Origin of the sequence: Streptococcus sp. 2022WUSS083 (genome assembly GCF_044427155.1) — a bacterium.
Lineage (GTDB): Bacteria > Bacillota > Bacilli > Lactobacillales > Streptococcaceae > Streptococcus > Streptococcus hashimotonensis.
On sequence record NZ_JAOTGK010000004.1, the window covers coordinates 44,554 to 70,427 of the forward strand.

Consider the following 25,874-nt stretch of genomic DNA (forward strand, 5'->3'; position numbering starts at 1 on the left):
TGTCATCCGTTATCCCTAATTTTTTAATAGAGATTTCTTTATCATCTTAAACACACTCACAATCCCAACAGATATTATCTTTAGTGTCCTTCTCAGTCCAATTTGTAAAAATTCCTTCTCTTCAATAATCAAACGCAATTCCCTTTCGCTGGAAAAACTAATCTTTTCCAATATTGGACTCACATTTTCAGTATTCTCGACCACTGCATAATCATTTGATAAATCCCACGCGCTATAAATAAATAATATTGGAACCAGCAATAATCTATCTTCTTTTGAAAAATCAATGTTTCTAAATTTCTCCTCAATCTTTTTATAGTGTTCTGTTTTTATCCAATACCAACTTACTTCTTCTCCGATTATATAAGGCACTTTATAAAAATTAACTTTCTTAGTTCTCGCAAGTGATTCATAGAGTATATTCAATTGACGAATAAGTTCTGGATTGGCCTCACGAAGGCTTTTTCTATCATATCTTTGATTAGTTGTTAAGTCTGGAATAACTACAGCCAAATTAGATTGTGATTCAAAATTAGAAATCACTGCATCAAATGATGTAAAAAACATTTTCCTCAACTGATACCTGTCAATAATATCCTCTACAGAATATTTTATTTCGTTTGTTTGTTTGACAGTTATATGAGCAAGATATTTGGCATCTCCCATATAGTTATTTACTATTTCAAAAAAATGCAATTCATCTGTGAGTTTTACAATCTGTGCTCTCAATTGGTAGGTGAATAAATATCTCTCAACTATACTAAAATTATTTGAAAAATCAGTTTCTGGCAATGTTATTAGTAACTGGCACCTATCGGCTATTTTGCATAACTCTTCAATATACTCTTCAAAAATAGACACTGATTCTATGTGAATACGAAGAAGCACCGATGTCGAATAACGAGCGGTTTCTGTTGTTTGCGAAACCCGTATTTGAGGAATAAAACTCGTACCCGGAATAATTATCTGCCTCAAATGCCTCTCGATTAATTCAACTGGATATTTCGTTTTCATCCTAATAAGATGTAATAAAGAATATATTCTGTCTGGATATTCGGTAAAACTCTTTATTTTTATGAATGGAACATTATTTTTAAGTATAACTTCTGGATATTCTAGTGTAATGTTGCTATTTTCAAGGCTTTTACAACAAATGGACGTATCTAATACACACTTATAGCTATAGCCCTCTGATAAAAGTATTTTTGTCAATTGGCTCTCATATAATTTTATAACATCTTGAATATCTGTTAACTCACTTACCGATGACCAAAAACCAACAAATGCTTGACTCTGCAAGATTCGTTTTTTAAATACCATAAAATATGACTGTAAATGTTCCGGGACAACTACACTATCTATTTTTGTCTCTAAGTGATTGGTCATCCCCCAAAAATCTACATCAACATCACTGTCAAATTGACTATAATAATCCTCTAGGTTCCAGAGGGGGCCGAAACATGTATCATTCATCAGAGTTACCGAATCATATTGATAAAATGTTACCTGATTCAGCCCTTCTTTCCATGCCGCAAAATCATAACCAATATTATCTCTTTGGATAAAAAAATCAATCAGTCGTTCCGACTGTAAATATTGTACTATGTCCTTTGAAACATGGCTGTTAGAAACAAAAACTATGTCTGAATAAATACTTCGTATCGACTTTAATTGATAATAAATATATTCACTGACAACATTATATTTATTATAGTGAACATATACCAACAAACGCGACATTCTGCCTCCGTTATATTTTATTATTCTAGTAGTTCCCATTGGCTATTTCTCTGAATAAACCCGGTTGCTGCGTCTTCCTCTGCAATATTATCAGTACTAAACTTCCTACTAATAAAAATAGCTGGTGTGTCAGAAGTCTTGGCAAATAATAACGGCTGCTTATTACTATTTCGTACTGACACCGCCATTTTTAATTTTGCCTGATTAATTGAAGGTAGCTTACATTTCACTCGGAAAAACTTCTCGCCTTTGCCAAACGTTTTTAAATCCATAGAATTGTCGTTATATACATCAAAATGACGTTCTAAATCTAAAAATGTAAATGCAACATGTGTTTCAATATCTTCTAAAACCGTATATCTAAACTCGATTTCAATTGATTCATCTGGTTCAATTTGATTTTTTGAGACCAAGTTAATCTGCAAATCTTTTACAATATCACTCTGATGCAGAGGTTCTTCGTTTTCTGTAACTTCGCTTATTGAGGCAAGCACATTATCAAAACTGTATTGATTAGCTACATCATCAGGTTCTCCTAATGCCTTGACGTATCCTTTCTCTATAAGAAGAGCTTTATTACAATACTTTTTCACAGCTCCCATATCATGGGTGACAAGAATGGTCGTTTTTCCACTTTTTTTACGCTCTAGAAAATAATCATTACATTTACGCTGAAAGGCCTCGTCACCGACTGCTAGAACCTCATCAAGTATCAGAATATCTCCTTGAGCTTTAATGGCAACTGAAAAGGCTAAACGTACCTGCATACCACTAGAATAATTTTTTAGCTTTTGATTCATGAATTCACTTAATTCCGCAAATTCAACAATATCATCATACATTGCATCAATTTCTTCTGCAGTAAATCCTAACATCGCACCGTTTAGGTATACATTTTCCTTACCAGTTAGTTCCGGATTAAAACCAACACCAAGTTCAATAAAAGAAACTAATTTACCATCCACAGCTACAGTCCCTCTTTCAGGAACATATATTTGAGATAAAATTTTTAACAGTGTCGACTTACCAGAACCATTGCGACCAACAATTCCAAAAAAGTCCCCTTTTTCAACTTCAAAACTGATATCCTGCAAAACATTATACTCTACGTAGCCTTTAATCCCTTTAAATAAATTGACTAAAGTAGTTCTTAGACTCTGACTACTCTCCGTTGGAAGCTTAAAACTCTTGCTAACATGTTCTACTTTTACAGCAATATTATTATTATTTTTTACCATTACAAAATCTCCGCAAACTTTTTGGCATTTTTTCTAAACACAGTTATACCCAATAGGTAAACAACGACTGGAAGAATATACGGAATTGCCACAATAACAGGATTTTCAATCAATTCACTAACTGTAGTATTCCCAGAATAAACAATAAAATGTCTCAAGTCTTGAATAATTTGTGCAACAGGGTTCAACATCATCAATTTAGCAAATGTTACTTGCCCACGCTGTAAAATAAATGTCAATGAATAAATAATTGGTGTCGCATACAATCCAGCCTGTAAGAACACTTCCCAAATTGGACCAATATCTCTAAATCTTACAAATAAAGAAGATAGGATGAAAGCTATACCTGTTGCTAGTAATGCCAATTCAAAAAACAGTGGGATTATAACTAAAACGGACCAAGTAAAGGGAACCCCATTAATAGCAGCAAATACAAACACAACCATTAAGTTAATGGCGTAATTAATTGCAGCTCCTGCAACTGAAGAAAAGACAATAATTTCTTTCGAAAAATTCAATTTACGCAACAAATCTCCACGAGAAACAATGGACATCATTCCCATGTTGGTTGCTTCAGTAAAAAAGTTCCAAGTAACCATACCAAGCAGTAAGCTTACTGCATAATGAGGTGTCCCATCATCAAAACGTAAAAATTGTACAAATACTAAGTACATAATTGTAAATAGCATTAGCGGTTTCAAAATCGACCATAGGTGTCCAATCAAAGAACCTTGATAACGCAGTTTAAAATCAGTTTTTACCATTTCTTTCAAAAGAATCTGGTTTTCTCTATTCAATAAGTTCATAACTATTCCTTATAAGCAAATTTTGTAATAATGAGTGTTATAAATACCAATGTATGGAAAGCCTTATTTTTCCTCAATCCATATTTTCTTAAAATCCTGAATCGTTCAAGCATTGGTTTATCCATAATGGTTACAAATGCTTCAATTAATTCTCTATTTGACTGAGATAGAGGCATTTGTAGTAAGTGGCGGGCTTGTTTTTGACTATTTTTTATCAAATCCCAATAGACAGCAAATAAAATATGAGGGCGAATCCATTTTTTAAAGCGTTTTGAGAGAGTTCGAGCTCCTAAAACATTATCAGAATGCTGGCGGTACAGCTCCCCTGGTTGATCAATAAATACCAAATTTCCAAAGGCTGACGCAAGCAGGGCCAGATACCAATCATGCATCAAAATATCCTCAGTTACTTGCCACATTTCAGCAAGATGATGATTAATCATGGCGACACCGCCAGTCACAGTATTCTCAGTCAACTCTTGCACCAATTCCGTATTGGCATGATGAGATTGAGATTTTACCATGCTTTCTGCCATAACCTCTAGATTTTGATTGACAACTTTGAGGTCCATATAAACCATCAATGGCAAATTTGTTGGATAGGCTTGTGCTTTTTTCAGGCTAACTTCCAGTTTATTTGGTAGCCAAACATCATCTTGGTCACTGAAAAAATAGAAATCAGCAGTATCATAATGAACTAGCCTATGAAAACTTTTGATGACACCGAGATTTTCATCTGTCTCAACATCTATGAAATGAATTCGCTGATCTTGTTCAACAAAATCTTTAATAAGCTCTCTTGTTCGATCACTGGAACCATCATCACGAATAAATAGTGTCCAGTCTGTGTAAGTCTGTTCTTGGATAGAGCGAATTTGCTCAGCTAAGAACTGTTGACCATTGTAGGTCGACATGAGTATGTTTACTTTCATTGTAAAAATAATTCCTCGTACTCTTGGACGATTTTTTCCCAGGTGTATTCATCCTTCATGTGTTTTTTCGCAATTTCTCCTAATTCCACCGCTTCAGCATTCTCATCAATTTGGTTAATTAATTGACTCAGGCTACCTGACTCCTTACTCCAATACCGAGCACTTTCTAGGGCAACTTTGCGGTTAAAATCGACACCTAAAACCAAATTTTCATTGGTTTGCGCCAGCGCTTCTAGGAGACTAGGATTGGTTCCTCCAACTTCATGTCCATGAATATAAGCTCGACATTCTTGGCGCAGATACTTAAGTAGTTCTTGGTCATATACTGTTCCTACGAACTTAATCCGCTTATCGGATATAAAGCCTGTCTCATCTTTCAATTTTTGAAAATAGGCAGAGCCTTCATGGTTTGCAACAATAACTAAATCACGTCTCGTGTTGCTTGCCATAAACTCCCTAATTGCTGTCACATAGTTATTCTCAGGTACAAAACGACCGATAATCAGATAAAATTCTTTCTCTTTCATGTCCCAATTTGTAAAATATTGGCGAACTTGTTCAGATTCTTTTGTTAACTTAGTCGGACTTAAATCTGTACCATAGGCAATAAAGCGTGTATTGGTAGCTAAGTATTCAGATTGAATATAATCCTCAATTCCCTCATTATCAGCAATAATCAAATCAGCATATTTGACCATCATTTTTTCAGAAAATTTTAGATACCTCTGGACTGGCTTAGCCCACTTGGCCCGTTTCCATTCCAAACCATCTGGATTGACAAACAAGATACCTCCAACAGAGTGAATCTTTTTCGCAAAAGGTGCTATGAAGCCACCTATGGTATTTCCCAAGATATAGAAAATTGGTCGCTCTATCTGCTGTTCCTTAATGATTTTAAGGGCATAAGCGATCGCCATCATATCATAAGCAATCACACGAGCCGGTCCAAGTTTTGGTGGATTAATGGTGAAGCAATCTGCACCTAAGTAGGTCGAATGTTGGTGATGACTTGTATCCGATAAACAAGCCACATGATAACAAATCTTCTCAGATTGCTGGTGACTGACCAATTGTTGGACAAAGGTCTCAAAGCCACCATATTTTGCTGGCAGTCCACGACTACCGATAATAAAAACGTGTTTCATGAATCCTCTCCATCAAATTGCAGTTCTTTTCATTATACCATTTTTTAGTTTTTTTTCCTAATTCTATCCTAGTTTGGCTATAAAGCCTTTTCTTTTTCTACACTTCTAACTCCACAGTATAGATAAAAACAAATTTTGAGTTAATAAGAAAAATTTGATATAATATGTACTGGCTTTTACATAAAAATATAAAACTTAGAATTGTTAATAAATATGAAATTAATCAAACAGCTTATTCACATACTAATCTCCATCGGATTGATTGGAAGTTTTTTTCTCTATGCACATCTCATTCAAAACGAATTAGGTTCTACCAAAAATGATGGAACTATAGAAATAATCGCAGAACAACCAAACCAAGTAATCGACAGCATCCAAATAAATGGACGCTATATTCATTCATCAGAAATTATAGAAAACCAATGGGGAATCAATGATACTGATTTAATTCCTAACTTCTCTTCTCTAGGTGAGGAAAATTCACTCATAATTAAATCATCCTCTTCTGTAAGAACCTTATCATTTGAATACTTTGTTAGTGAAAATCCGACTATTGTAAAAATTAAAGTTGGTGGACAATTGGTTGAATCCGTTGACACATCAACTGGAGATAAATATAAAAATTTAGCCTTTATTGAACTTCCCTATACTTTACGGATAACTAAAGATAATCATTTTTGGTATCTCCACTTAATAGTTCTTGCTTTAGGCCTATCATGCTTTATCTTAAATGGATCAACACGGAGAATCAAGAGAAGACATATCAGCATCTTAACAATATTATTAATCACTCAATATATATTCACTACTTTTACATTCCCACGTTTATATCGCAACGAACTAGTACTATTTAATTCCAGTTTTAATAAAATGGAAACTCAACAGCTATTAGTTGCACTGACTTACCTGATATTTTTTAGTCTTTTGGGATACAAACAACTCCGAGGTCATATCTCTAAAGCCTTCAAAACGATTAGTCTATCAGTGATTTATCTTCTAGTTCCCATTTTTTCATTATTTATTATTGAAAATAGCTATTCACAATTCTCTACTCTTTCCCCAAACAGTCTTTGGAACAATCTAATCATTATCGGAGTCCTCTACCTAATACTGGTCTTTACAACTAACCTACGATTTGCCAGCCTATTAATTCTGTCCGCTTCAGTATTTATTGGTATAAGTAACCAACTTTTGATTGACAGCCGTGGTGCTCCTCTATTATTTTATAATCTTTTTCAAATCACAGATGGATTAAATGTAGCTTCTAGCGTAGCGATTAATATCAACAATCGGATGCTACAAAGCATGGTATTTTCTTATATTTTATTGACCTTCTTTTTCTTTATCCCTAAATTATATTTACCAAAACTTCTACCTTCTAGAACGTTCTATTCTAGTTATGATTTCAAATGGCCGAAACGTTTCAGCAGAATCTTACTAGGATATATAACTTTAATAACAATCGTTCCAATGATTAATAAAACTGTCGTCTCTAATGCAAATATATCATTGAACTACTGGAGAATGTACGTGACCTACGGTCAATTTGGGCTGCCACTCTCGCTCGCCTCTTTCTATGAAGATAGTAAAATAACTAAGCCTGACGGATACTCAGTTCCCAAACTTAATGAAGTTCTTGAGAATTACTCTCCTGAAACAGAAAAACAAACAATCCGGCCTAATATTATCTTTATACAGAATGAATCACAGAGTGATTTTTCAAACTTACAGGGATTAAATATGGAGCCTGATCCACTTTCAAACCAACATGCTTTAACAGATAATGCTGTTCACGGTACATTAAACGTTTCTGTATTTGGAGGCGGAACAGCTAATACAGAGTATGAAGTTCTGACAAGTAACCCAATCAGTTTACTATCTTCTAATTTATTTCCATATCAACAGATTATCACACAAGAACGACCAAGTTTTGCATCCTATCTAAAAGATAAAAATTATGAGACCGTGGCTCTACATCCTCAATCTGGAAATAATTACAACCGTCATGCAGTATATCCTCTACTAGGGTTTAATAAATCTTATTTTTTAGATTCGGAACCTGCTATTAGTAGCTTAGCACCACTAACAATTAATCGCGGCTGGCCATCTGATCAATTCTTATTCAACGGAATAAAAGAACTTTATGCCCAAAAAGGAGACCAACCACTATTTAGCTTTGTTGTCACTATGCAAGGACATGGAGGCTATCCAAGTACGGAAGAAATTTACCCTCGTGAAGTCAGCATTAATGGTTCAACATCTGAATACTTAGCTGAAACAGAATTTTTGACCAGCATGAAGAAGACGGACGAAGCATTTGCTGATTTAATTACTTTCTTTAGCACTTACAAAGAGCCTACGGTCATCGTCATGTACGGCGATCACCAACCTAGTTTGAGTCAAGAATTTTACGCGCAGTTTATGGATGAAAATAATCCTGCTGCTAAATATTCTACCCCTTTTGTGATTTGGTCTAATTTTGATATTAAGGAACGTGAATCTACAACTATTAGCCCAAACTATCTCGTTCCATATTTGATGGATATTTTATCCGAATCCGACTATGCCATTCCTCGATCACCTTACCAACAATTTTTGAGCGATATGCAAATCGAAGCACCTATCATTACTAGTTGGGGAAACATCGATAATAGCGGTCAACAAATTGAAGACATGTCAAGCCTATCACTTTACCAAACCTACTTACAACTAGAATACAATAGTGCCGTTGATAAACGACCTCTAACAGATCTATATGAGTGATAAAAATAGCCTTGCTCGTTTTTGAGCAAGGCTATTTTATCATCAATCATCCAAAAAACTTAATCATCTAAAAGATAAAGCTTGTAATTCTCGATAATTGATCGTAATTTTTCACCATATTTCGGATCAGTAGCATATCCTGATTGTCTTAACGCAAGAATCGCTTGTTGATAATCAGTTGCCTCCCTAAAACTCTGGTAATTTTTTATTCTCCACGGAGTAGAGGTAAAGAACTTAGCATAGTCTGCTACACTTTCATTCCATGAATTATATTTTCTAAACAAGTGCTTTTCTTGCTTCTTCTCACCATCACGGTATTCATTGGTAATGATTTCAATTGTATCCCCCGTCCATGCAGCATTCGCTTTGATGCCAAAAAGATTATTCCCATGAGTCGCCAAGTATGACGTTCCCCATGCACTTTCTAGGATGGCTTGAGATAACATGACGCTAGAAAGGATAGAATTCGCTTTTGAATTTTGCTCAATTGCAGGCACTAGATTAGCTATGAAACTTTTCTGATCATTAGAAAGTTTTCCTGTTTCAATACCTGTACCTGCAGTTCCTACTTTCCCTCTACAGCACCATACCAGTTCATCACACCTTGTGCCAATGCTTTCGCAAGACGAGTGTGATAAGAATCTTGTTTGATAACTTGTAACTCCGAAGGATTATCCATAAATCCTAGCTCCACTAGAATAGCAGGAATTGCTGTCTCGCGAAGGACTGCAAAAGTTTCTCTTCTTACGCCACGGTTAACTGCACCTGTTTCCTTAATTAAACTCTCCTGAACCTTGTTAGCTAAAATCTCACTTTCAGCTAAACGAGTAGGGTTATTATGCATTTCTTTATTAATTTTAGGTTGGTATTCCGGATCGTATTGATACCAGTATGTTTCGATACCAGTTGCATTCGAAACTCCTGCACCCGTCGCATTAAAATGGATACTAATAAATAAGTCTGCGTTGCTTGCATTCGTCATTCGTGACCTCTCTGTTTTGAAGTCTACATCATAATCACCTGTACGGGTCATCAAAACATTGATTCCATATTTCAAGAGATTTTCACGCAACTTATTTGAAACAGACAAAGCAAGATTTTTTTCATGTACGCCTCCATAAGAAGCTCCTGAGTCTCGCCCTCCATGTCCTGGGTCAATATAGACTGTGTAGGAGCGCTGTACCGACGGGGTTGATAAATGAGTCGTTGTTCCACCTGCACCTGTTAGGCCACCACTTGAGTCCTTATAATATAAGTGAACCGTGTAGGTACCTGTACGATACTTATGGTCTTTCTTATTAACAGTTAACTTATAACTGCCATCTGATTGACGAGTGGCTTCATACCAACGTATATCGTCTGACTGAGACCAGGTAGGTAAGAGAACACTTGCTATATCTTTCGGCGATGAAACATTAGTAACACGAACATCGAAGGTACCTTGGGCATCGTTACGATTTTCAATTGTGATGGTACCTGTTGGCTTCACTTCTGATAAATGAGTCGTTGTTCCACCTGCACCTGTTAGGCCACCACTTGAGTCCTTATAATATAAGTGAACCGTGTAGGTACCTGTGCGGTATTTATGATCTTTCTTATTGACAGTTAATTTATAACTTCCGTCTGCTTGACGCTTTGCTTCATACCAACGTAAATCATCCGTCTGTGACCAAGTGGGTAAAATAACACTTGCTATATCTTTCGGCGATGAAACATTAGTAACACGAACATCAAAGGTACCTTGGGCATCGTTACGATTTTCAATTGCGATGGTACCTGTTGGCTTCACTTCTGATAAATGAGTTATTGTACCACCTGCACCTGTCAAACCACCATTTGAATCCTTATAATATAGATGAACCGTGTAGGTACCTGTGCGATACTTATGGTCCTTCTTATTAACAGTTAACTTATAACTGCCATCTGATTGACGAGTGGCTTCATACCAACGTAAATCATCCGTCTGTGACCAAGTGGGTAAAATAACACTTGCTATATCTTTCGGCGATGAAACATTAGTAACACGAACATCGAAGGTACCTTGGGCATCGTTACGATTTTCAATTGTGATGGTACCTGTTGGCTTCACTTCTGATAAATGAGTCGTTGTACCACCTGCACCTGTCAAACCACCACTTGAGTCCTTATAATATAGATGAACCGTGTAGGTACCTGTACGGTACTTATGATCTTTCTTATTGACAGTTAATTTATAACTTCCGTCTGCTTGACGCTTTGCTTCATACCAACGTAAATCATCCGTCTGTGACCAAGTGGGTAAGATAACACTTGCTATATCTTTCGGCGATGAAACATTAGTAACACGAACATCGAAGGTACCTTGGGCATCGTTATGATTTTCAATTGTGATGGTACCTGTTGGCTTCACTTCTGATAAATGAGTCGTTGTACCACCTGCACCTGTCAAACCACCACTTGAGTCCTTATAATATAGATGAACCGTGTAGGTACCTGTGCGGTATTTATGATCTTTCTTATTGACAGTTAATTTATAACTTCCGTCTGCTTGACGCTTTGCTTCATACCAGCGTAAATCGTCTGACTGTGACCAAGTGGGTAAGATAACACTTGCTATATCTTTCGGCGATGAAACATTAGTAACACGAACATCGAAGGTACCTTGGGCATCGTTACGATTTTCAATTGTGATGGTACCTGTTGGCTTCACTTCTGATAAATGAGTCGTTGTACCACCTGCACCTGTCAAACCACCATTTGAATCCTTGTAATATAGATGAACCGTGTAGGTACCTGTGCGGTATTTATGATCTTTCTTATTGACAGTTAATTTATAACTTCCGTCTGCTTGACGCTTTGCTTCATACCAACGTAAATCATCCGTCTGTGACCAAGTTGGCAAAATAACACTTGCTATATCTTTCGGTGACGAAACATTAGTAATACGAACATCGAAGGTACCTTGGGCATCGTTACGATTTTCAATTGTGATGGTGCCTGTAGGTTGTGTAACATTGACCGAACTGGAAGCTGTACTGACTCGAGCACTTGGAACACTTGTAGAGCCATTCGAACTTCCTGCAATCGTATTGGAAGAACTTCTGGTCAGCGAATTCGAAGTACTACTTGTTGTACCTGCTGTCAAACTAGAATTAACCGTTGAGCTTGTAGTAGCCGAAGTTGCTTCCTCCTCAATTTTAGACGAGATTGCATTGCTATTATTCAAAGCAGTAGGCTTCTCAGCCGCGCTTACAACATCCTTCTTCCACTCGAAACTATAATCTGATAAGGTCTGAAAACTTCCATCTGTTAATTGTGCTGTTAACTTCAGCGAAAAGACTTGGTCTTCCTCCGCAAATGTAGACCGATCCAAAACCGCTACGTATCTCCCCTGCTCATCCATTGAGAATGTGACAGTAATGCCGCTATTTGTTTCAGAGCTAAACTGGGCTGTAACACCAATAATTTCCCCTTGAATGTTCGATAGAATAGCTTTAATCTGACCAGCCTCATCAACGACAGATAGCTGCCCGCCAGTTTCAGCAACCTGAGATGAAGAAACTTGACTAGATGGGGCATTTACCATATCCGCTTGAACAAGCTGAGCATTCAACGCGGATGCACACAAAGAAAGAAATAACAACGTTCTTTTTTTCACAAATATCTCCTTTATGTATTTCACATGTAAAAACAACTATATTTCTCAAAATAGATGTAATTACACTAATCCTTTATTTTTCTTCTTGCTTCTTTGTCAATAGCCAACCAGCAAAAATTATTATGAGTCCTAGTACAGTTAATGGAAGACCAGATTTCCCTGAGGTTTTTGGTAGTACCTTAGCTTTATCATTTGGTATAACCTTTTTCTTATCTGCTTCGGAAATACTACCTTTTCCTGTAGCTACATCAGAAATCTGACCATCCACTTGACCTGAAACATCTTGCAAATCATTTGAGTCATTTGAAACGCTTTGACTTGTTTGTGCCCCAGTATTTTCAATATTAGCTGTACTTTTATCCTCGACTTTTGATTGTAGACTAGCAGTTAGTTCTGCAATCTGTCGGTCTATTTCTGAAAAATCATACGGAAATTTTGGTTGCGAAGCAGTTGCAAGAGCTTGACCATATCCTATAGTTGCAGATGTAATAGATTCTAAATTAGAGTTTCCACTTTCCAACAATCCAGCTAATTCTTGTCCAGTTGCTTCTGCATAAGCAATATAATTATCAATCGCTGCCGACTCTTTATTCAGTAGTTCAACGATAACTTCTCTAGCGTATTTCAATGCAGCCAACTCGGCTTCAGGAGTACTTGCATCATCTTCAGACTCGTACTTAGAAACTATAGCCGCTGCTTCTTCTCTTCCGCTTTTTCCAGCGACTGTAAGTGTCTCAAATAAGTAATGATAATGTTGAGCTATGCTACCAATTAAATTTGCTTTAAGTTCATCTAAAACAACAACTTGCTCTGCTGTTAAGCTTGCCTTCAAGTCTGCAATTTCTTCATCCCATGCAGCTTCAGCACTACTCGATGCCATTTCTTCCATCATTCCCTCAAGAAACGCCAATCTATATTCTTGCATATCGATAGTCATTTTAGCTTGAATATATTCACGTACGGCAACTTTTTCATCATCAGTTAAATGATAGGTCGTACCTTGACTTGTCTCTGCTGCTACAACTGGAACAGATCCGGACGGTAATATAGCACCTCCTAGTAAAGCAAGAAGGATTGCTGACGTCAACAACGGCTTAACAATCGCTTTCTTTTTCATACACATCTCCTGTAGACTATTTCTTTTCTTGTTTATAGAATGCTTCCAAAGCTTCTTGCCAAGTTGGGATGACAAAGCCTGTCGTCTTTGCCTTGTCCAAGCTCATGGTTGAGTTGAATGGACGTTTTGCCTTGGCTGGGAATTGGCTAGAATCCACTGGCAATACCTTGGTGTTAGTATCCTTGAGGATTTCCGTAGCAAAGTCAAACCAAGTCGTATCTTCTACTGCATCGTTTGACAAATGGTAGTAACCAAATGCTTGCTTGGTGTCCACCAAGTGTACCATGAATTCCGCAAGTGTGCGTGTCCAGGTTGGGCGACCGTGTTGGTCATTGACTACTGTTAAAGTGTCTCGTGTTTGAGCAAGATTTTGCATGGTGAAGACAAAGTTTTTGCCATAGTTACCAAAGACCCAAGCCGTACGCACTGTGTAGAACTTGTCTGCAAACTTCTCAACTGCTTCTTCACCCAAACGCTTGGTACGACCATATTCTGATTGAGGATCTGGTTGGTCATCTACTTGCCACTCTTGACCGACTGGCAAATCACCGTTGAAAACATAGTCTGTTGAGATATAGACAAGGGTTGCACCGTATTTTGCTGCTGCCTTGGCAACATTTTCAGAGCCTGTTACGTTAATCTTGTAGTTGAGTTCTTTGCCTTCATCTTCTGCCATATCAACAGCTGTATAGGCTGCACAGTGGTAAACAACGCTTGGCTTAACTTCTGCAAAAAAGGCATCCACCTTGTCGGCATCCGTGATGTCCATTTCTGCTACGTCAGCGGCAACGTACTCAACACCACGCTCATCCAAGAGATAACGCAACTCTGTACCCAACTGACCATTTGCACCTGTAATTAAAATCATATTTGCTCCTTATTTCAAGAAAGGCTTGGGCAAGAGCCCTAGCCTTTAATAGTCTTATTTAATAACTTCCTGTGTCTTAGCATAGTTGGCTTCAACAGCTTCTTTTTCAGCCTTCCACCAATCTTGGTTGTCTGTATACCACTGGATTGTTTCTTCCAAACCTTCAGAGAAGTTGGTAAACTGTGGTGTCCAACCAAGCTCATCACGAAGTTTGCTTGCGTCAATAGCATAGCGCAAATCGTGTCCTGCACGGTCAGTCACGTGGTCATAAGCATCTTTTGGTTGACCCATTTTTTCAAGAATCAATTCAAGCACTTCTTTGTTGTTTTTCTCACCGTCAGCACCGATTAGGTAAGTTTCACCCATACGGCCTTTTGTCAAGATTGCCCAAACACCAGTCGAGTGGTCATTAGTATGAATCCAGTCACGGACGTTTTTACCCTCACCGTAAAGTTTTGGCTTGATACCTGCCAAGATGTTGGTAATTTGGCGTGGGATGAATTTCTCAATATGTTGGTATGGACCGTAGTTGTTTGAACAGTTTGAAATCGTTGCTTTGACACCAAATGAACGCACCCATGCTTTAACAATCAAGTCTGAAGCAGCCTTGGTTGATGAGTATGGTGATGATGGGTTGTAGTTGGTTTCTGCAGTAAATTTCTCACCTGGACCTTCGCCATGACCTGGCAAATCTTCACGCAAAGGAAGGTCTCCGTATACTTCGTCAGTCGATACATGGTGGAAACGAATATCGTATTTACGAGCCGCTTCAAGAAGAGTATAAGTACCGATAAAGTTGGTATGGATGAATGGGCTTGGATCGTTGAGGGAGTTGTCGTTGTGGCTTTCTGCTGCATAGTGAACAATCGCATCTGCCTTAGCAGCCAATTTGTCAACCAACTCAGCATCTGCAATGTCGCCAACAACTAGCTCAACACGGTCACCAAGGATGGCTTCAATGTTAGCTTTGTTACCAGCATAAGTAAGTTTATCCAAAACAGTTACGTGAACGTCTGGATGATTGTTATAAACATAATGTACAAAGTTTGAACCGATGAAACCAGCTCCACCAGTTACGATAATATTTTTAAATTGAGACATTTTTTTCTCCGAATTTTTATTATTTTGATAGTTTCCTTAGGTAGTGGGGACGCCAGCAAACCTTCGGTTTCATGGCTAAATTTTGAACCTAAGGTTTCAAAATTTCCCTGCAAGATTACGTAAAACGTAATCTCGGAACCTGTATTCACAAGTGAAGTACTTTTATATAAGAGATAGTTTTTCGCTAATCAAGGCAGTTTTTTGAGGGAATACTGACTGTATTCTGAAAAAAAACTAACGATGAGTAGCTGAAAAAATAGCCTTAGATGAACGTACTGAACTATGAATGCAGGTTCCTATTTTCACTACGGCGGAAACTATCGCGATTGGCTCGCTTTCTTTACTTCAAGATTTCCTTCAAGTAAGCAATCTTGGCAAAGTCTTTTTGATTATTGTTTTCTGCACGGTAGGAATCTTTTGAAGAGGCTTGGTAGATTTTTAGGTATTGTCCAAGTGTCGGTAGGTAATAGCGAACACCTGCTGTTTCTAGTTCTTCCAAATCTTCTAGCTCTACACCAGCAAATTCAGGCAGTGAATGTAGGCCTCCGAATTCAACAGATAAGCCATCTTTATAAAATTCATGTTCGTGACGGTCAACCAGGACATAGCCGAGTTGATTCATCATGGCAATCAGCTCATCTGCACGGTAAATCCGTTCGTCGTCTGGGGCTTCCCAGCCACGTGGATCACTTGGAACATGAATATCTAAATCTCCTGCCTGCCAGTCCTTCCCTGTGCGCCTTTCCAAACCAACTGAGCCCATTAACAAGGGAGTGAGTCCTAACTTGTTTAACTGCTCTGCTATTTCCAAAAAGGCTTGAAACATTAGAGGTCCTCTTTTCTCAAAGGCTTAACGTCCTTGAGGAGTGGGTGATTCTCATCTGCTTCTGAAACTTCTGCTTCTTCTAGGTTTTCCCACTGGATGTCGAGGCTAGGGTCAGCGTAGTTGACGAAGGCATACTTAGGCTTGAGTTCCAAAGCCCAGTAGTCATTAACCAAGTAGCTGTAAGCCACGAAATCTGACAAAACTTGGAAACCATTGGCAACGCCACGTGGGACAAAGATACCTTTTGAAGCATCAATAACGGTTTGATAGGTATTACCGAAGGTTTCGCCTTCACGAAGATCTACCCAAGTTCCCAAAACCTTACCGCCATCTGCCACTGAAATGTATTTATCCCAAGGCTCAGCGTGAAGACCACGAAGAACATTTTTGCGAGAGAAGGAAACATTATTCTGCAATTTTCCTTCTGCAAAGAAGCTTTCAGGGAAGCCGAGAGGCAACATTTTTTCCTTTTGGAAGTTCTCCTTAAACCAGCCACGGTTGTCACCATGAACAGGAATGTCAAATTCTAACATTCCTGGAATAGCTTCAACTGGGCGAGCTGCTAGTGTTTTACCGAAAAAGTTTTCTGTCATTAGGCTTCTCCAATCAAACGGAGCAAGTATTGTCCGTATTCATTTTTCTTAAGTGGCTGTGCCAATTCATGTACTTGTTCTTTTGTAATATAGCCCATGCGGTAGGCAATTTCTTCCAAGTTAGCCACTTGAACGTTTTGCAAACGTTGAACCGTTTCGATGTACTGTGCAGCTTCCAAGAGGCTCTCATGCGTACCTGTATCCAACCAGGAAAATCCACGACCCATAAGCTCAACAGATAAGTCGCCACGCTCTAAGTAAGCCTTGTTGACATCTGTGATTTCCAACTCACCACGAGGTGAAGGCTTGATATTTTTTGCAATCTCCACAACATCATTGTCATAGAAATAAAGACCAGTAACCGCAAAATTTGATTTTGGCTCTTCAGGTTTTTCTTCGATAGAGATGGCATTCATATCTGCGTCAAACTCGACAACACCAAAGCGTTCTGGGTCTTTTACTTGGTAACCAAAGACAGTCGCGCCCTTTTCTTTGCTTGCTGCACGTTGCAACATCTTGGTCAATCCATTGCCGTGGTAGATGTTATCACCAAGGATTAAGGCTACATTGTCATCACCGATAAATTCTTCACCGATAATGAAGGCTTGCGCCAAACCATCTGGACTTGGTTGTTCTGCATATGAAAGTGAAATTCCAAGTTCAGAACCATCTCCTAACATATCCTTAAAACGTGGAAGATCTTGCGGAGTTGAAATAATCAAAATATCTTTGATTCCAGCCAACATCAATGTTGACAATGGATAATAGATCATTGGTTTATCGTAAATTGGCATCAACTGTTTTGAAGCTGCGCGCGTTAAAGGATACAAGCGTGTACCTGACCCACCAGCTAGAATAATACCTTTCATATAAGAGTACCTTCCCTAAATTAATATCAGTTCATTATACCATATTTTTAAAGATATTGTCATAAGAAAAAAGCCTGTAACAACAGACTTTAACAAATTATCCTAAGGCAACATCCAAAATCATCATGATGATAAAACCGGCCATTAAGCCCAGAGTTGCAATATCCGTATTGCCATTTGTCTGCGACTCTGGAATGAGCTCTTCTACGACGACAAAAATCATGGCTCCTGCCGCAAAGGAGAGGGCATAAGGTAAAATAGGTGTCATAAAGGTGACCGCAAAAGCCCCTATGACTGCTGCAATCGGCTCGACAATCGCTGACATTGATCCCCAGTAAAAAGCTTTCCACCTAGATGCACCGTCTGTACGAATTGGAATAGCCAAGGCTGCCCCTTCAGGAATATTTTGTATACCGATCCCAATAGCAAGACCGATTGCACCAATAAAAGCTGCTGGACTATAGTTAGAAGCAAGTGCACCAAATGTAACACCGACCGCCAAGCCTTCAGGAATATTGTGAATTGTAATAGCTAAGAAGAGCAGGGCTGTTTTGGATAGATTTTTTCTCTCCTTCTCACCACCGCCTTCTGCCTTATCTTTATCATTTCCCAAATGCAAATGCGGAACCCAGGCATCTACCAAGCGTAAAAAAATACCACCTGCTGCAAAGCCTACTGCTGCTGGTATCCAAGCCAAATTGCCGTATGAACTTTCAGCATACTCAATTGATGGGGCTAATAAAGACCAAAAAGAAGCCGCAATCATAACACCAGCTGCAAAGCCTAGCATGGTGTCTAGCAAACGACGACTAACTGTCTTAAAGAAAAATACAACGGCAGACCCCATAATCGTACAAAACCATGTGAATAAACCACCTAACAAAGCCTGTAGAACTACAGACTGATTAGTAAACCAAGTCATAACTAACATCCTATCCTGTTTAATCTTGCATATCCTATAAATTAAGATACCCTAATTTATTATAAAATTCAAGCTTTTTCACTTAAATAAATAAGAAAATATCTAAAAAATAAAAGACCTAAAACTACATTAAATGTCGTCTTGGTCTTTCCATAATCAGGTACTGATTAATTTATCACATATGTCTAAACGGATTGGTTGAAACAGTTGAAGGTAGAATTTCGACATCCCAACCTTCATTTGCCTTCCATGTTTCCAACAATTCAGCAATTTTCTTGATAAACAAGGCTTCGATATGGTGGCCTGGATCAATAGCCAGCAAGCCCTGGGTCAGCATGTCCTGCCCAGTATGGTAGTAAATATCGCCTGTGATGTAAACATCTGCTCCCTTGGCAAGAGCCTCATGGTAATAGGAACCACCACTGCCTCCACAGATGGCTACACGGCTGACATACTGCTTGGCTTGATGCCCATAGGTCACTAGACGGACAGCATCTAGACCAAAGACAGACTTGACTTTCAAAGCCAAATCCTCCAAAGTCTGCTCTGCTATTGTCCCCACACGACCAAGCCCCTGCCCCTCGGAAGTTTCAATCAAGTAGGTAGTATCTTGAATTTCTAATAGTTCACAGAACCAGTCGTTGAGCCCCCCCTCAACCACATCAATATCTGTATGACTGACATAGACTGCAATATCATGCTTAATCAAATCAAGATACATTTTAGTTTGCGGATTGTCAGCCACCAAATCCTTTATAGGACGAAAAATCGGAGCGTGTTTGACGATAATCAAATCCACCTTTTTATCAATCGCCTCTGCCACTGTTGTCTCACGAATATCCAGAGCCACCATGACACGTTGAATCTCTTTATTAAGGGTACCAATTTGCAGCCCTTTGACATCGCCTTCCATAGCTAAAGAAGGGGGACAAAAGGCTTGATAGCGCTCAATAACCTGACTAGCTAACATGGAGTACCTCCTGAATTTGTTGGATTTTTTGGGAAATGGCAAAGCGGTCACCTTGGCGTTCAGATGGAACTTGTTCCAAAGCAAAACTTAATTTTTCAAGTTCTCTTCTCCACTTTTTGACGAAAACTGGTGAAGCCTCCTCTAGTAGATAGGGACCAAAACGATGTTCAACTTCTGATAATCTCATCTGTCCTGATTCTGCAACGAGGATTTCATATAACTTGCCATTTTCTTCCAGAATCTTTTCAGCAACCAATCTAAAACCATTTTTTTCCAACCATCGACGCACATCATCTTCACGGTTATTTGGCTGGAGTATCAACCGTTCAATGGTCGCAAGCTTTTCTTTTCCTGCTTCTAAGATTTCCGCAATCAAGCGCCCTCCCATACCTGCTATGGTCACGGCAGTCATCTGGTCAGACGTCTCAAACGCACCTAAGCCATTTGCTAAACGGACTAGAATTTTTTCTGTTTGTCCCGCCTGCTCTACATTCTGGAGCGCTGACTGATAGGGACCTTGAACGACTTCCCCTGCAATGGCAAAATCAATACGCCCCTGCTCTACCAAAAAAAGAGGGAGATAAGCATGGTCACTCCCTACATCAACTAGACGTGCCCCTTGTGGGACAAAACTTGCGACTGTTTCCAGCCTTTTAGATAATTTTGTTTCCATATCAATCTTTCCAGAGATCCATTGCATCAAGAAAGTCACTTGAAACAGTCACATTCTTAGGAGTCTGAATTTCTCTTTCTGCATTTTTCGCTTCTACTTGCGCAACTGTAGTAATTCCCTCACGGCGCCAGTTTCGTAGAATAGCTTGGATGTATTTCCAATTTGTTTTGTTGTTAAAAACAGCTTCTTTCAAGGCTGCACGAACCAAATCAATCGAAGTTTTGTCTTCCTCAATAGTCTTCTGCAAATCTTCGATTTCAAACGGCGATAAAAAGCGGCCCAATTCACGTTCAAAATCACCCACCAAGGTCTTCAAATCATTCTCTGGCTGCACAATCTCAACTGCCTGTTTTGGAGTTAACAGAGCATCCAATTTTTCAAAAGCAGGAAGCGCATCGAATATCATTTCAATTTCACCAGCAATACTGATTGTCTTAAATTCTAAGAGTCCAGCATCTTGGAGATTTTCAATAGCTTGATTGACCTGGGCAACTGTTTTACCAGTAGCTTGAGCAATCTCACTAGGCGCTAATGATTCGATGGCTGAAGAATTTTGATAAAAGAAAAACTGCCAAATCAAAAAATCATCTGCCGACGGAAAAAGCTCTTGATAGTGGAATAATATTGCTGCTGGCAGGACCAAATGTCCCTGACGAAATTGCTGTGAATAGTTCATACTTCCTCTTTAAAGACTAGCTGACTGGGCTGATTGTTCAAAGATATGCCAGTCGTATGGAGTTTCTTGATAGACAGCGTAATTCACCCAGTTGGTAAAGAATTGTGCTGCTGGTAAATTCCAAGAGAGAGATGGTTTGCTTGTAGGGTCATCTTCTTTGAAATAATTTTCCGGTAAATGGGGATTTTTTCCAGCTATACAATCACGTTGGTATTCCTTAGCTAGGGTATCCCTATCATACTCTAAATGTCCAAAACTATAAATTTCTCTTAAATCCTTGCTGGCCAAAATGGACAGACCAACTTCTGGACCTTGTGATAAAATCGTCAACCCACTCAGATGGGCAATATCTGCTTCTCTTACTTCCGTATAACGGGAGTGTGGCGAACGAAATTCATCGTCAAATCCACGCATAAGAGGGCTAGTTGGATTAGTCACTTCTTGACAGTATACCCCTGATAGTTTTCGATACATACTGTGTTTGGGTACACCATAGCGTGCATACAAACCAGCCTGTGCTCCCCAACAAATGTGCAATGTTGAATAAACATGTGTTTTTGACCAATCAAAAACTTGAGTAAGTTCTTGCCAGTAATCAACTTCCTCAAAAGGTAAGTTTTCAACTGGTGCTCCTGTCACGATGAGCCCATCAAAATAGCTATCCCTGACCTGCTCAAAAGTCTTATAAAACTGCTTCAAATGGTCCGAGTGTGTATTTTTGGACTCGTGACTAGCCATGTAGAGAAATTCAACCTCTAGCTGTAAAGGAGTGTTAGCCAAAAGACGGAGCAACTGAGTCTCCGTCACGATCTTCTGTGGCATGAGATTGAGAATAAGGATTTTGATAGGACGAATGTCCTGATGACTAGCTCGGTCACTATCCATCACAAAAATATTCTCTTTTCTCAAAATTTCAACTGCTGGTAATGATTTTTCAATTTTAATTGGCATAAGCAACCTCCCAATTTTCTTATATTTATTATAAGACAGGTTGCTATGCAATTCAATTAGAATAAAAATAGGACCAGTTATAAGTTTTGGCTATAACCTTAGATTAATAGTGCATCAAAACCTTGTAGTCGTAATCGCCGATTGCTTCGCGGCCTTTCAAATCATCTAGCTCAATCAAGAAGGCACAGCCAGCAACGATACCGCCAAGCTTTTCAATCATTTCGATCGTAGCTTTTACAGTACCACCAGTTGCCAACAAGTCATCGACAATCAAGACACGTTGTCCTGGTGTGATTGCGTCTGCATGCATCGTCAATGTATCTACACCATATTCTTTTTCATAGTCAGCTGAGATAACCTCACGTGGTAACTTACCTGGCTTACGAACTGGTGCAAAACCGATTCCCAATTCAAAGGCAACTGGACATCCAACGATGAAACCACGCGCCTCTGGCCCAACAATCATATCTATTTGCTTATCTGTCGCATACTGAACGATTTCACGTACTGCATAGCTATAAGCATTTCCATCTGCCATCAAAGGGCTAATGTCACGGAATTCGATACCTTCTTTTGGATAGTTAGGAATTGTTGCGATGTAATCTTTTAAGTTCATTTGTCTCTCTCTTTTTAAAAATAATTTTTACTCTTCATTATACCATGAAATTGTTTTTTGGTACATTTCAGACCTATATCTTTAGCAAATCGTCTCCTCACATTCGCCACACAAGCTGCCCTACTATGTCCACCATAGGAAAAGCTCCCTTGCTGATTAAAGTAAGACTGCTCCCAGCCAACCTCATTTCTTCCTTTTTGGTAGCGACGAAAGCGAGTAGGCGATAAATAGACTCCCATCTTTGAGCGTAGCAATTCTTTCCGAAAAACGGGATCCAGCCTGCCAACTGGAGCCATATCAAGTTGTCTATGGCGCTTATTATTAGCTCTGGCATAATTGAAGGAAGCCCCGTTTACCACGCCATTGACCTGAGGTCGTTCTTCTAAAATCAAGGCAAATTGTCCATCTTGATTTAGGATAAATTCGCTGTGAAAATGAATCAAAATCTTCATATTGACTGGCAAGGTCTTCTGATTTTTCTTGCCGAACAGTTGTTTATTGTGTAGGCGGGCAGATTCTCGTAAGCGGTAAGACCACCGAGGTAGGCTACGTAAATAGGCTACCAGAGCCTGCCAGTCTGTTTTTCCTTTTCCAAACTGCTGACGTACCCAAACAGCCTGCTGATAGGAAATAAGGTAGCGCAGTTGATGGACCTGCCTGTTTAACGGCCGTTTGACTTCTAATTCTCGAACTGGAAAAGCCTTATCAACTAGCTTAGCAAAGTACCGCCAAAAGGGATGGTGTGGAGGACAATTCACATCCATCTTCTGCAAAAGTTCAGGTAATATCCCGTGACTTAATTCCTCAGGAAAATCTAACATATTCATACTTTGCTCCAATAAAGCCGTCGCTTTCTCTTGGCTTAAAGAGCGACTGTCAACTTTTATCAACTGATAAAAGCTAGTTGAGGCAAAAATGGCAGCTTCTTTTATGAAATTTTGAACAAATGCTGGGATGTCTTCTTGTTTTAGAGGCAACAGTTGTTTCAGGAAAACCTTTTTGATGGCTCTTTCTGACCATCCTACTCGCCGTAATTCAATCAGTGCGTGCTTTATTTCGGTTATCTGTTCAAGATTTTTCAACAGACTTTTTTGCCTGATAAACCTATAAGTGTAGAGAAGCATTCCAATCACTCCAACAACAACCAGAGCTTCTACTGTCATCAAACACGACCACATAGCCATTCATAAATTTCCTGAACGGTGCCAAGCGCCATCAACTCTTGTTGGATAACTGTTTCTTTCAATTCTTGATATATTTGACTTTCTGAAATCTCTCGCTTCTGCGCCTCTTTGTTGACCCGCATGACCCCATCCGTAATCGTGACGAATTCTAATTCTTGGAAAATCTGAATCATTTTAACCAATAGACTGTCCTTAATTTTTAAGTAACCAGCCAAATCTTTCAGTTTGTAGCGGACATCAAACTCATCAAATTGGTAAATAGTCTTGTACAATTTAGCGAATTGTTCTCGGCTACCATAACCATCTAGATAGTACGGTTTGGCAATTTCATTTTTAAAATAAATGGCTTCAAATTCTCTTTCCTGAAAATAGCTACGCAGACTACTGAGGTCCTCAGGCAAGTTAGCTAAGACAATTGCTTTGTTATCTGCTACTGGATTTTCAATGTCCAAAATTGGGACTCCAGCAGGAATAGGATGGTGCTTTCCACGAATATTATAAAGTTGAACACCATTGACCCGAGCATCAACCAACATGAGCTGAAGACTGGTATTGCCATTCCATTGATTGACAGACAAGGTGACAGCTAGTTCTAAGCTCTTGGCCTGTGAAAATTCCAAGGCTAGATTGCCCTTACCAAAAGCAACCACTTCAAATCCAGCAGCACCTTTAGTAATGCGTAGTTTCAAATGAGCATTATTCTGCCCCATGGTTCTTGCTGATTCTACCTGAAAGTCTCTGATGTAGAATACAGGCTTTTTATTATCCATGCCGTAAGGCGCAAGCTTCTCGAAAGATTTTAGAGTATCTAGGGTTAATTCCTCTAAATCCAATTCTTCATCTAAGACCAGCGAAGACTTGCTGGATAAATCCAATTTATTTTCGATAATGTAGTCTGCCAAGGTTAGAGCAAGCTCTTCAAGTTTGTCAACTTCCAAGGTCATACCTGCTGCACCAGCATGGCCACCAAAGGCGATAAATAGGTCCTGATGATCTTTAAGGGCCTTGAAAATGTCAACCGCTTCAACAGAACGAGCCGAACCCTTTGCCTTACCATCTTCAATGGACAAGACGATAACAGGCTGGTGCAATTCTTCTAGTAGGCGTCCTGCTACAATCCCTAAAACACCTGGGTTCCAACCTTCTTTAGCCAGAACTTGAACAGGTCTATCATGACGGAGCATGGTTTTTGCTTCATCGTAAATTGCTTGGACGACATCCTTACGCTCGACATTCTTACTGTCAATCATGAGAGCAATCTCATGGGCCTCTTCGTCATCAAAACCAGTCAGTAATTCGATGGCTGGATTAGGATCATCAAGTCGACCAAGGGCATTCAACCTCGGAGCAAGTTGGAAACCAACTGTTTCTTCATCAATACTGTCTATGTCAATACCAGCTATCTTTATCAACTCTTGCAAACCTGCTCGCTCAGTCTGTTTGAGAAGGGACAGACCATATTTGACCATGACACGATTCTCATCGGTCAAGCTAACCATATCAGCGATGGTGCCAATTGCGACCAAATCCAGCAAGTCTGCATGAACCGTTTCAAGAAGAGCACAAGCCAATTTGAAAGCCACACCGCAGCCTGCCAAATGTTTGAAGGGATAATTTCCCTCTGGATGCTCTGGATGTACAATCGCATAGGCATTGGGAAGGGTTTCCTGCATGGAATGGTGGTCAGTCACGACTACATCGACACCCATCTCCTGGGCATAGGCAATCGCTTCATGCCCCGCTACGCCATTGTCCACCGTCACAATAAGAGAAATCCCCTGCTGCTCGATAAAATACTTGTAAACTGACTGATTCGGCCCATAGCCATCTGTGAAACGATTGGGAAGATAAACTTGGACTTCTGCCCCCATTTCCTCCAGAGTTTCTTTCAAAATCGATGCCGAGGTCATGCCGTCTGCATCATAATCTCCATAAATCAAAATTTGTTCGTAATCTTCGATTGCTCGGCGAATCCGCTCTACCGCCTTGTCCATATCATGTAGTAAATAGGGATCGTGAAGGTCTTCTAAGCTTGGTTGTAAGAAAGTATGCAATTCTTCCGCCGAATGGATGCCACGTTCATACAGCAACTTAGCCGCTACCGGGTCCACTCCTTCTTTTTTAGCAATTTTGATAAATTGTTCATCAGAAAAACCGGTCAATAATTGCCAGTCATAATTGGGTTTTATCACGTTTTTTTACTCCTTAATACTCAAAATCACAAGTAACCTGTAACTTTTCCGAGTA

22 protein-coding genes are annotated in these 25,874 nt (G+C 39.1%); 1 reads left to right on the plus strand and 21 read right to left on the minus strand.

Annotated features, from left to right (window positions below):
• Window positions 1-15: 15 nt before the first annotated feature.
• Genes ODU41_RS06100 through cps2T form a run of 5 tightly spaced genes read right to left on the minus strand, consistent with a single transcriptional unit; the run spans window position 16 to window position 5,861 of the window.
• The gene (locus tag ODU41_RS06100; protein WP_232051791.1) at window positions 16-1,779 is read right to left on the minus strand and encodes a rhamnan synthesis F family protein; all 1,764 of its coding nucleotides are present in this window, start codon (window positions 1,777-1,779) and stop codon (window positions 16-18) included.
• Window positions 1,761-2,978 (minus strand): ABC transporter ATP-binding protein, encoded by a 1,218-nt coding sequence (locus ODU41_RS06105; protein WP_024389880.1) that lies wholly within the window; start codon window positions 2,976-2,978, stop codon window positions 1,761-1,763. Before ODU41_RS06105 ends, ODU41_RS06100 begins: the two co-directional genes overlap by 19 nt.
• Window positions 2,978-3,784, minus strand: a complete 807-nt coding sequence (locus tag ODU41_RS06110) for an ABC transporter permease (protein WP_024389879.1) — start codon at window positions 3,782-3,784, stop codon at window positions 2,978-2,980. The genes ODU41_RS06105 and ODU41_RS06110 overlap by 1 nt, the downstream gene beginning before the upstream one ends.
• A gap of 2 nt (window positions 3,785-3,786) precedes the next feature.
• A complete protein-coding gene (locus ODU41_RS06115; RefSeq protein WP_024389878.1) occupies window positions 3,787-4,716 on the minus strand; it encodes a glycosyltransferase family 2 protein in 930 nt (309 codons plus the stop codon).
• Window positions 4,713-5,861 (minus strand): beta 1-4 rhamnosyltransferase Cps2T, encoded by a 1,149-nt coding sequence (gene cps2T, locus ODU41_RS06120; RefSeq protein ID WP_208546108.1) that lies wholly within the window; start codon window positions 5,859-5,861, stop codon window positions 4,713-4,715. The genes ODU41_RS06115 and cps2T overlap by 4 nt, the downstream gene beginning before the upstream one ends.
• Window positions 5,862-6,074: 213 nt before the next feature.
• Between cps2T and ODU41_RS06125 the strand changes: the two genes are divergently transcribed.
• On the plus strand, window positions 6,075-8,624 hold the full coding sequence (locus ODU41_RS06125) for an LTA synthase family protein (protein WP_208546107.1): 2,550 nt from the start codon (window positions 6,075-6,077) through the stop codon (window positions 8,622-8,624).
• A gap of 59 nt (window positions 8,625-8,683) precedes the next feature.
• Here ODU41_RS06125 and ODU41_RS06130 read toward each other — a convergent pair whose 3' ends face one another.
• The 16 genes from ODU41_RS06130 to recJ all read right to left on the minus strand — a co-directional run bounded on the left by ODU41_RS06130 (window position 8,684) and on the right by recJ (window position 25,819).
• Entirely contained in the window at window positions 8,684-9,121 is a 438-nt protein-coding gene (locus ODU41_RS06130; RefSeq protein WP_253182536.1) for a glycoside hydrolase family 73 protein, read from the minus strand.
• Between the two features lie 68 nt (window positions 9,122-9,189).
• Window positions 9,190-12,297, minus strand: a complete 3,108-nt coding sequence (locus ODU41_RS06135; RefSeq protein WP_208546106.1) for a GBS Bsp-like repeat-containing protein — start codon at window positions 12,295-12,297, stop codon at window positions 9,190-9,192.
• A gap of 37 nt (window positions 12,298-12,334) precedes the next feature.
• Window positions 12,335-13,378: an LPXTG cell wall anchor domain-containing protein gene (locus ODU41_RS06140; protein ID WP_208546105.1), complete on the minus strand. Its 1,044-nt coding sequence runs from the start codon at window positions 13,376-13,378 to the stop codon at window positions 12,335-12,337.
• 16 nt (window positions 13,379-13,394) lie between these two features.
• Window positions 13,395-14,246: a dTDP-4-dehydrorhamnose reductase gene (rfbD, locus tag ODU41_RS06145; protein WP_074391874.1), complete on the minus strand. Its 852-nt coding sequence runs from the start codon at window positions 14,244-14,246 to the stop codon at window positions 13,395-13,397.
• A gap of 54 nt (window positions 14,247-14,300) precedes the next feature.
• On the minus strand, window positions 14,301-15,347 hold the full coding sequence (gene rfbB / locus ODU41_RS06150; RefSeq protein WP_024411830.1) for a dTDP-glucose 4,6-dehydratase: 1,047 nt from the start codon (window positions 15,345-15,347) through the stop codon (window positions 14,301-14,303).
• Between the two features lie 340 nt (window positions 15,348-15,687).
• Window positions 15,688-16,173 carry a phosphoribosylanthranilate isomerase gene (locus ODU41_RS06155; protein ID WP_208546104.1) on the minus strand — a complete coding sequence of 162 codons (486 nt, stop codon included), beginning with the start codon at window positions 16,171-16,173 and terminating at the stop codon, window positions 15,688-15,690.
• Entirely contained in the window at window positions 16,173-16,766 is a 594-nt protein-coding gene (locus tag ODU41_RS06160; RefSeq protein WP_014637724.1) for a dTDP-4-dehydrorhamnose 3,5-epimerase family protein, read from the minus strand. Before ODU41_RS06160 ends, ODU41_RS06155 begins: the two co-directional genes overlap by 1 nt.
• A complete protein-coding gene (gene rfbA, locus ODU41_RS06165) occupies window positions 16,766-17,635 on the minus strand; it encodes a glucose-1-phosphate thymidylyltransferase RfbA (RefSeq protein WP_105179889.1) in 870 nt (289 codons plus the stop codon). Before rfbA ends, ODU41_RS06160 begins: the two co-directional genes overlap by 1 nt.
• A gap of 97 nt (window positions 17,636-17,732) precedes the next feature.
• Window positions 17,733-18,557, minus strand: a complete 825-nt coding sequence (locus tag ODU41_RS06170) for a ZIP family metal transporter (RefSeq protein ID WP_024410284.1) — start codon at window positions 18,555-18,557, stop codon at window positions 17,733-17,735.
• A gap of 175 nt (window positions 18,558-18,732) precedes the next feature.
• A complete protein-coding gene (locus ODU41_RS06175) occupies window positions 18,733-19,527 on the minus strand; it encodes a Nif3-like dinuclear metal center hexameric protein (protein WP_398578768.1) in 795 nt (264 codons plus the stop codon).
• Window positions 19,517-20,200 carry a tRNA (adenine(22)-N(1))-methyltransferase TrmK gene (locus tag ODU41_RS06180; protein WP_024411835.1) on the minus strand — a complete coding sequence of 228 codons (684 nt, stop codon included), beginning with the start codon at window positions 20,198-20,200 and terminating at the stop codon, window positions 19,517-19,519. The genes ODU41_RS06175 and ODU41_RS06180 overlap by 11 nt, the downstream gene beginning before the upstream one ends.
• A 1-nt stretch (window position 20,201) precedes the next feature.
• Window positions 20,202-20,876, minus strand: a complete 675-nt coding sequence (locus ODU41_RS06185; RefSeq protein WP_105133837.1) for a DnaD domain-containing protein — start codon at window positions 20,874-20,876, stop codon at window positions 20,202-20,204.
• 9 nt (window positions 20,877-20,885) lie between these two features.
• Window positions 20,886-21,827 (minus strand): homoserine O-succinyltransferase, encoded by a 942-nt coding sequence (gene metA, locus ODU41_RS06190; RefSeq protein WP_105133836.1) that lies wholly within the window; start codon window positions 21,825-21,827, stop codon window positions 20,886-20,888.
• A gap of 103 nt (window positions 21,828-21,930) precedes the next feature.
• A complete protein-coding gene (locus ODU41_RS06195; RefSeq protein WP_105133835.1) occupies window positions 21,931-22,443 on the minus strand; it encodes an adenine phosphoribosyltransferase in 513 nt (170 codons plus the stop codon).
• Between the two features lie 14 nt (window positions 22,444-22,457).
• Window positions 22,458-23,627, minus strand: coding sequence for a DUF3114 domain-containing protein (locus ODU41_RS06200; RefSeq protein WP_105133834.1), 1,170 nt, complete (start codon window positions 23,625-23,627; stop codon window positions 22,458-22,460).
• Window positions 23,606-25,819, minus strand: coding sequence for a single-stranded-DNA-specific exonuclease RecJ (gene recJ / locus ODU41_RS06205; protein WP_105133833.1), 2,214 nt, complete (start codon window positions 25,817-25,819; stop codon window positions 23,606-23,608). The genes ODU41_RS06200 and recJ overlap by 22 nt, the downstream gene beginning before the upstream one ends.
• Between the last annotated feature and the right edge of the window lie 55 nt (window positions 25,820-25,874).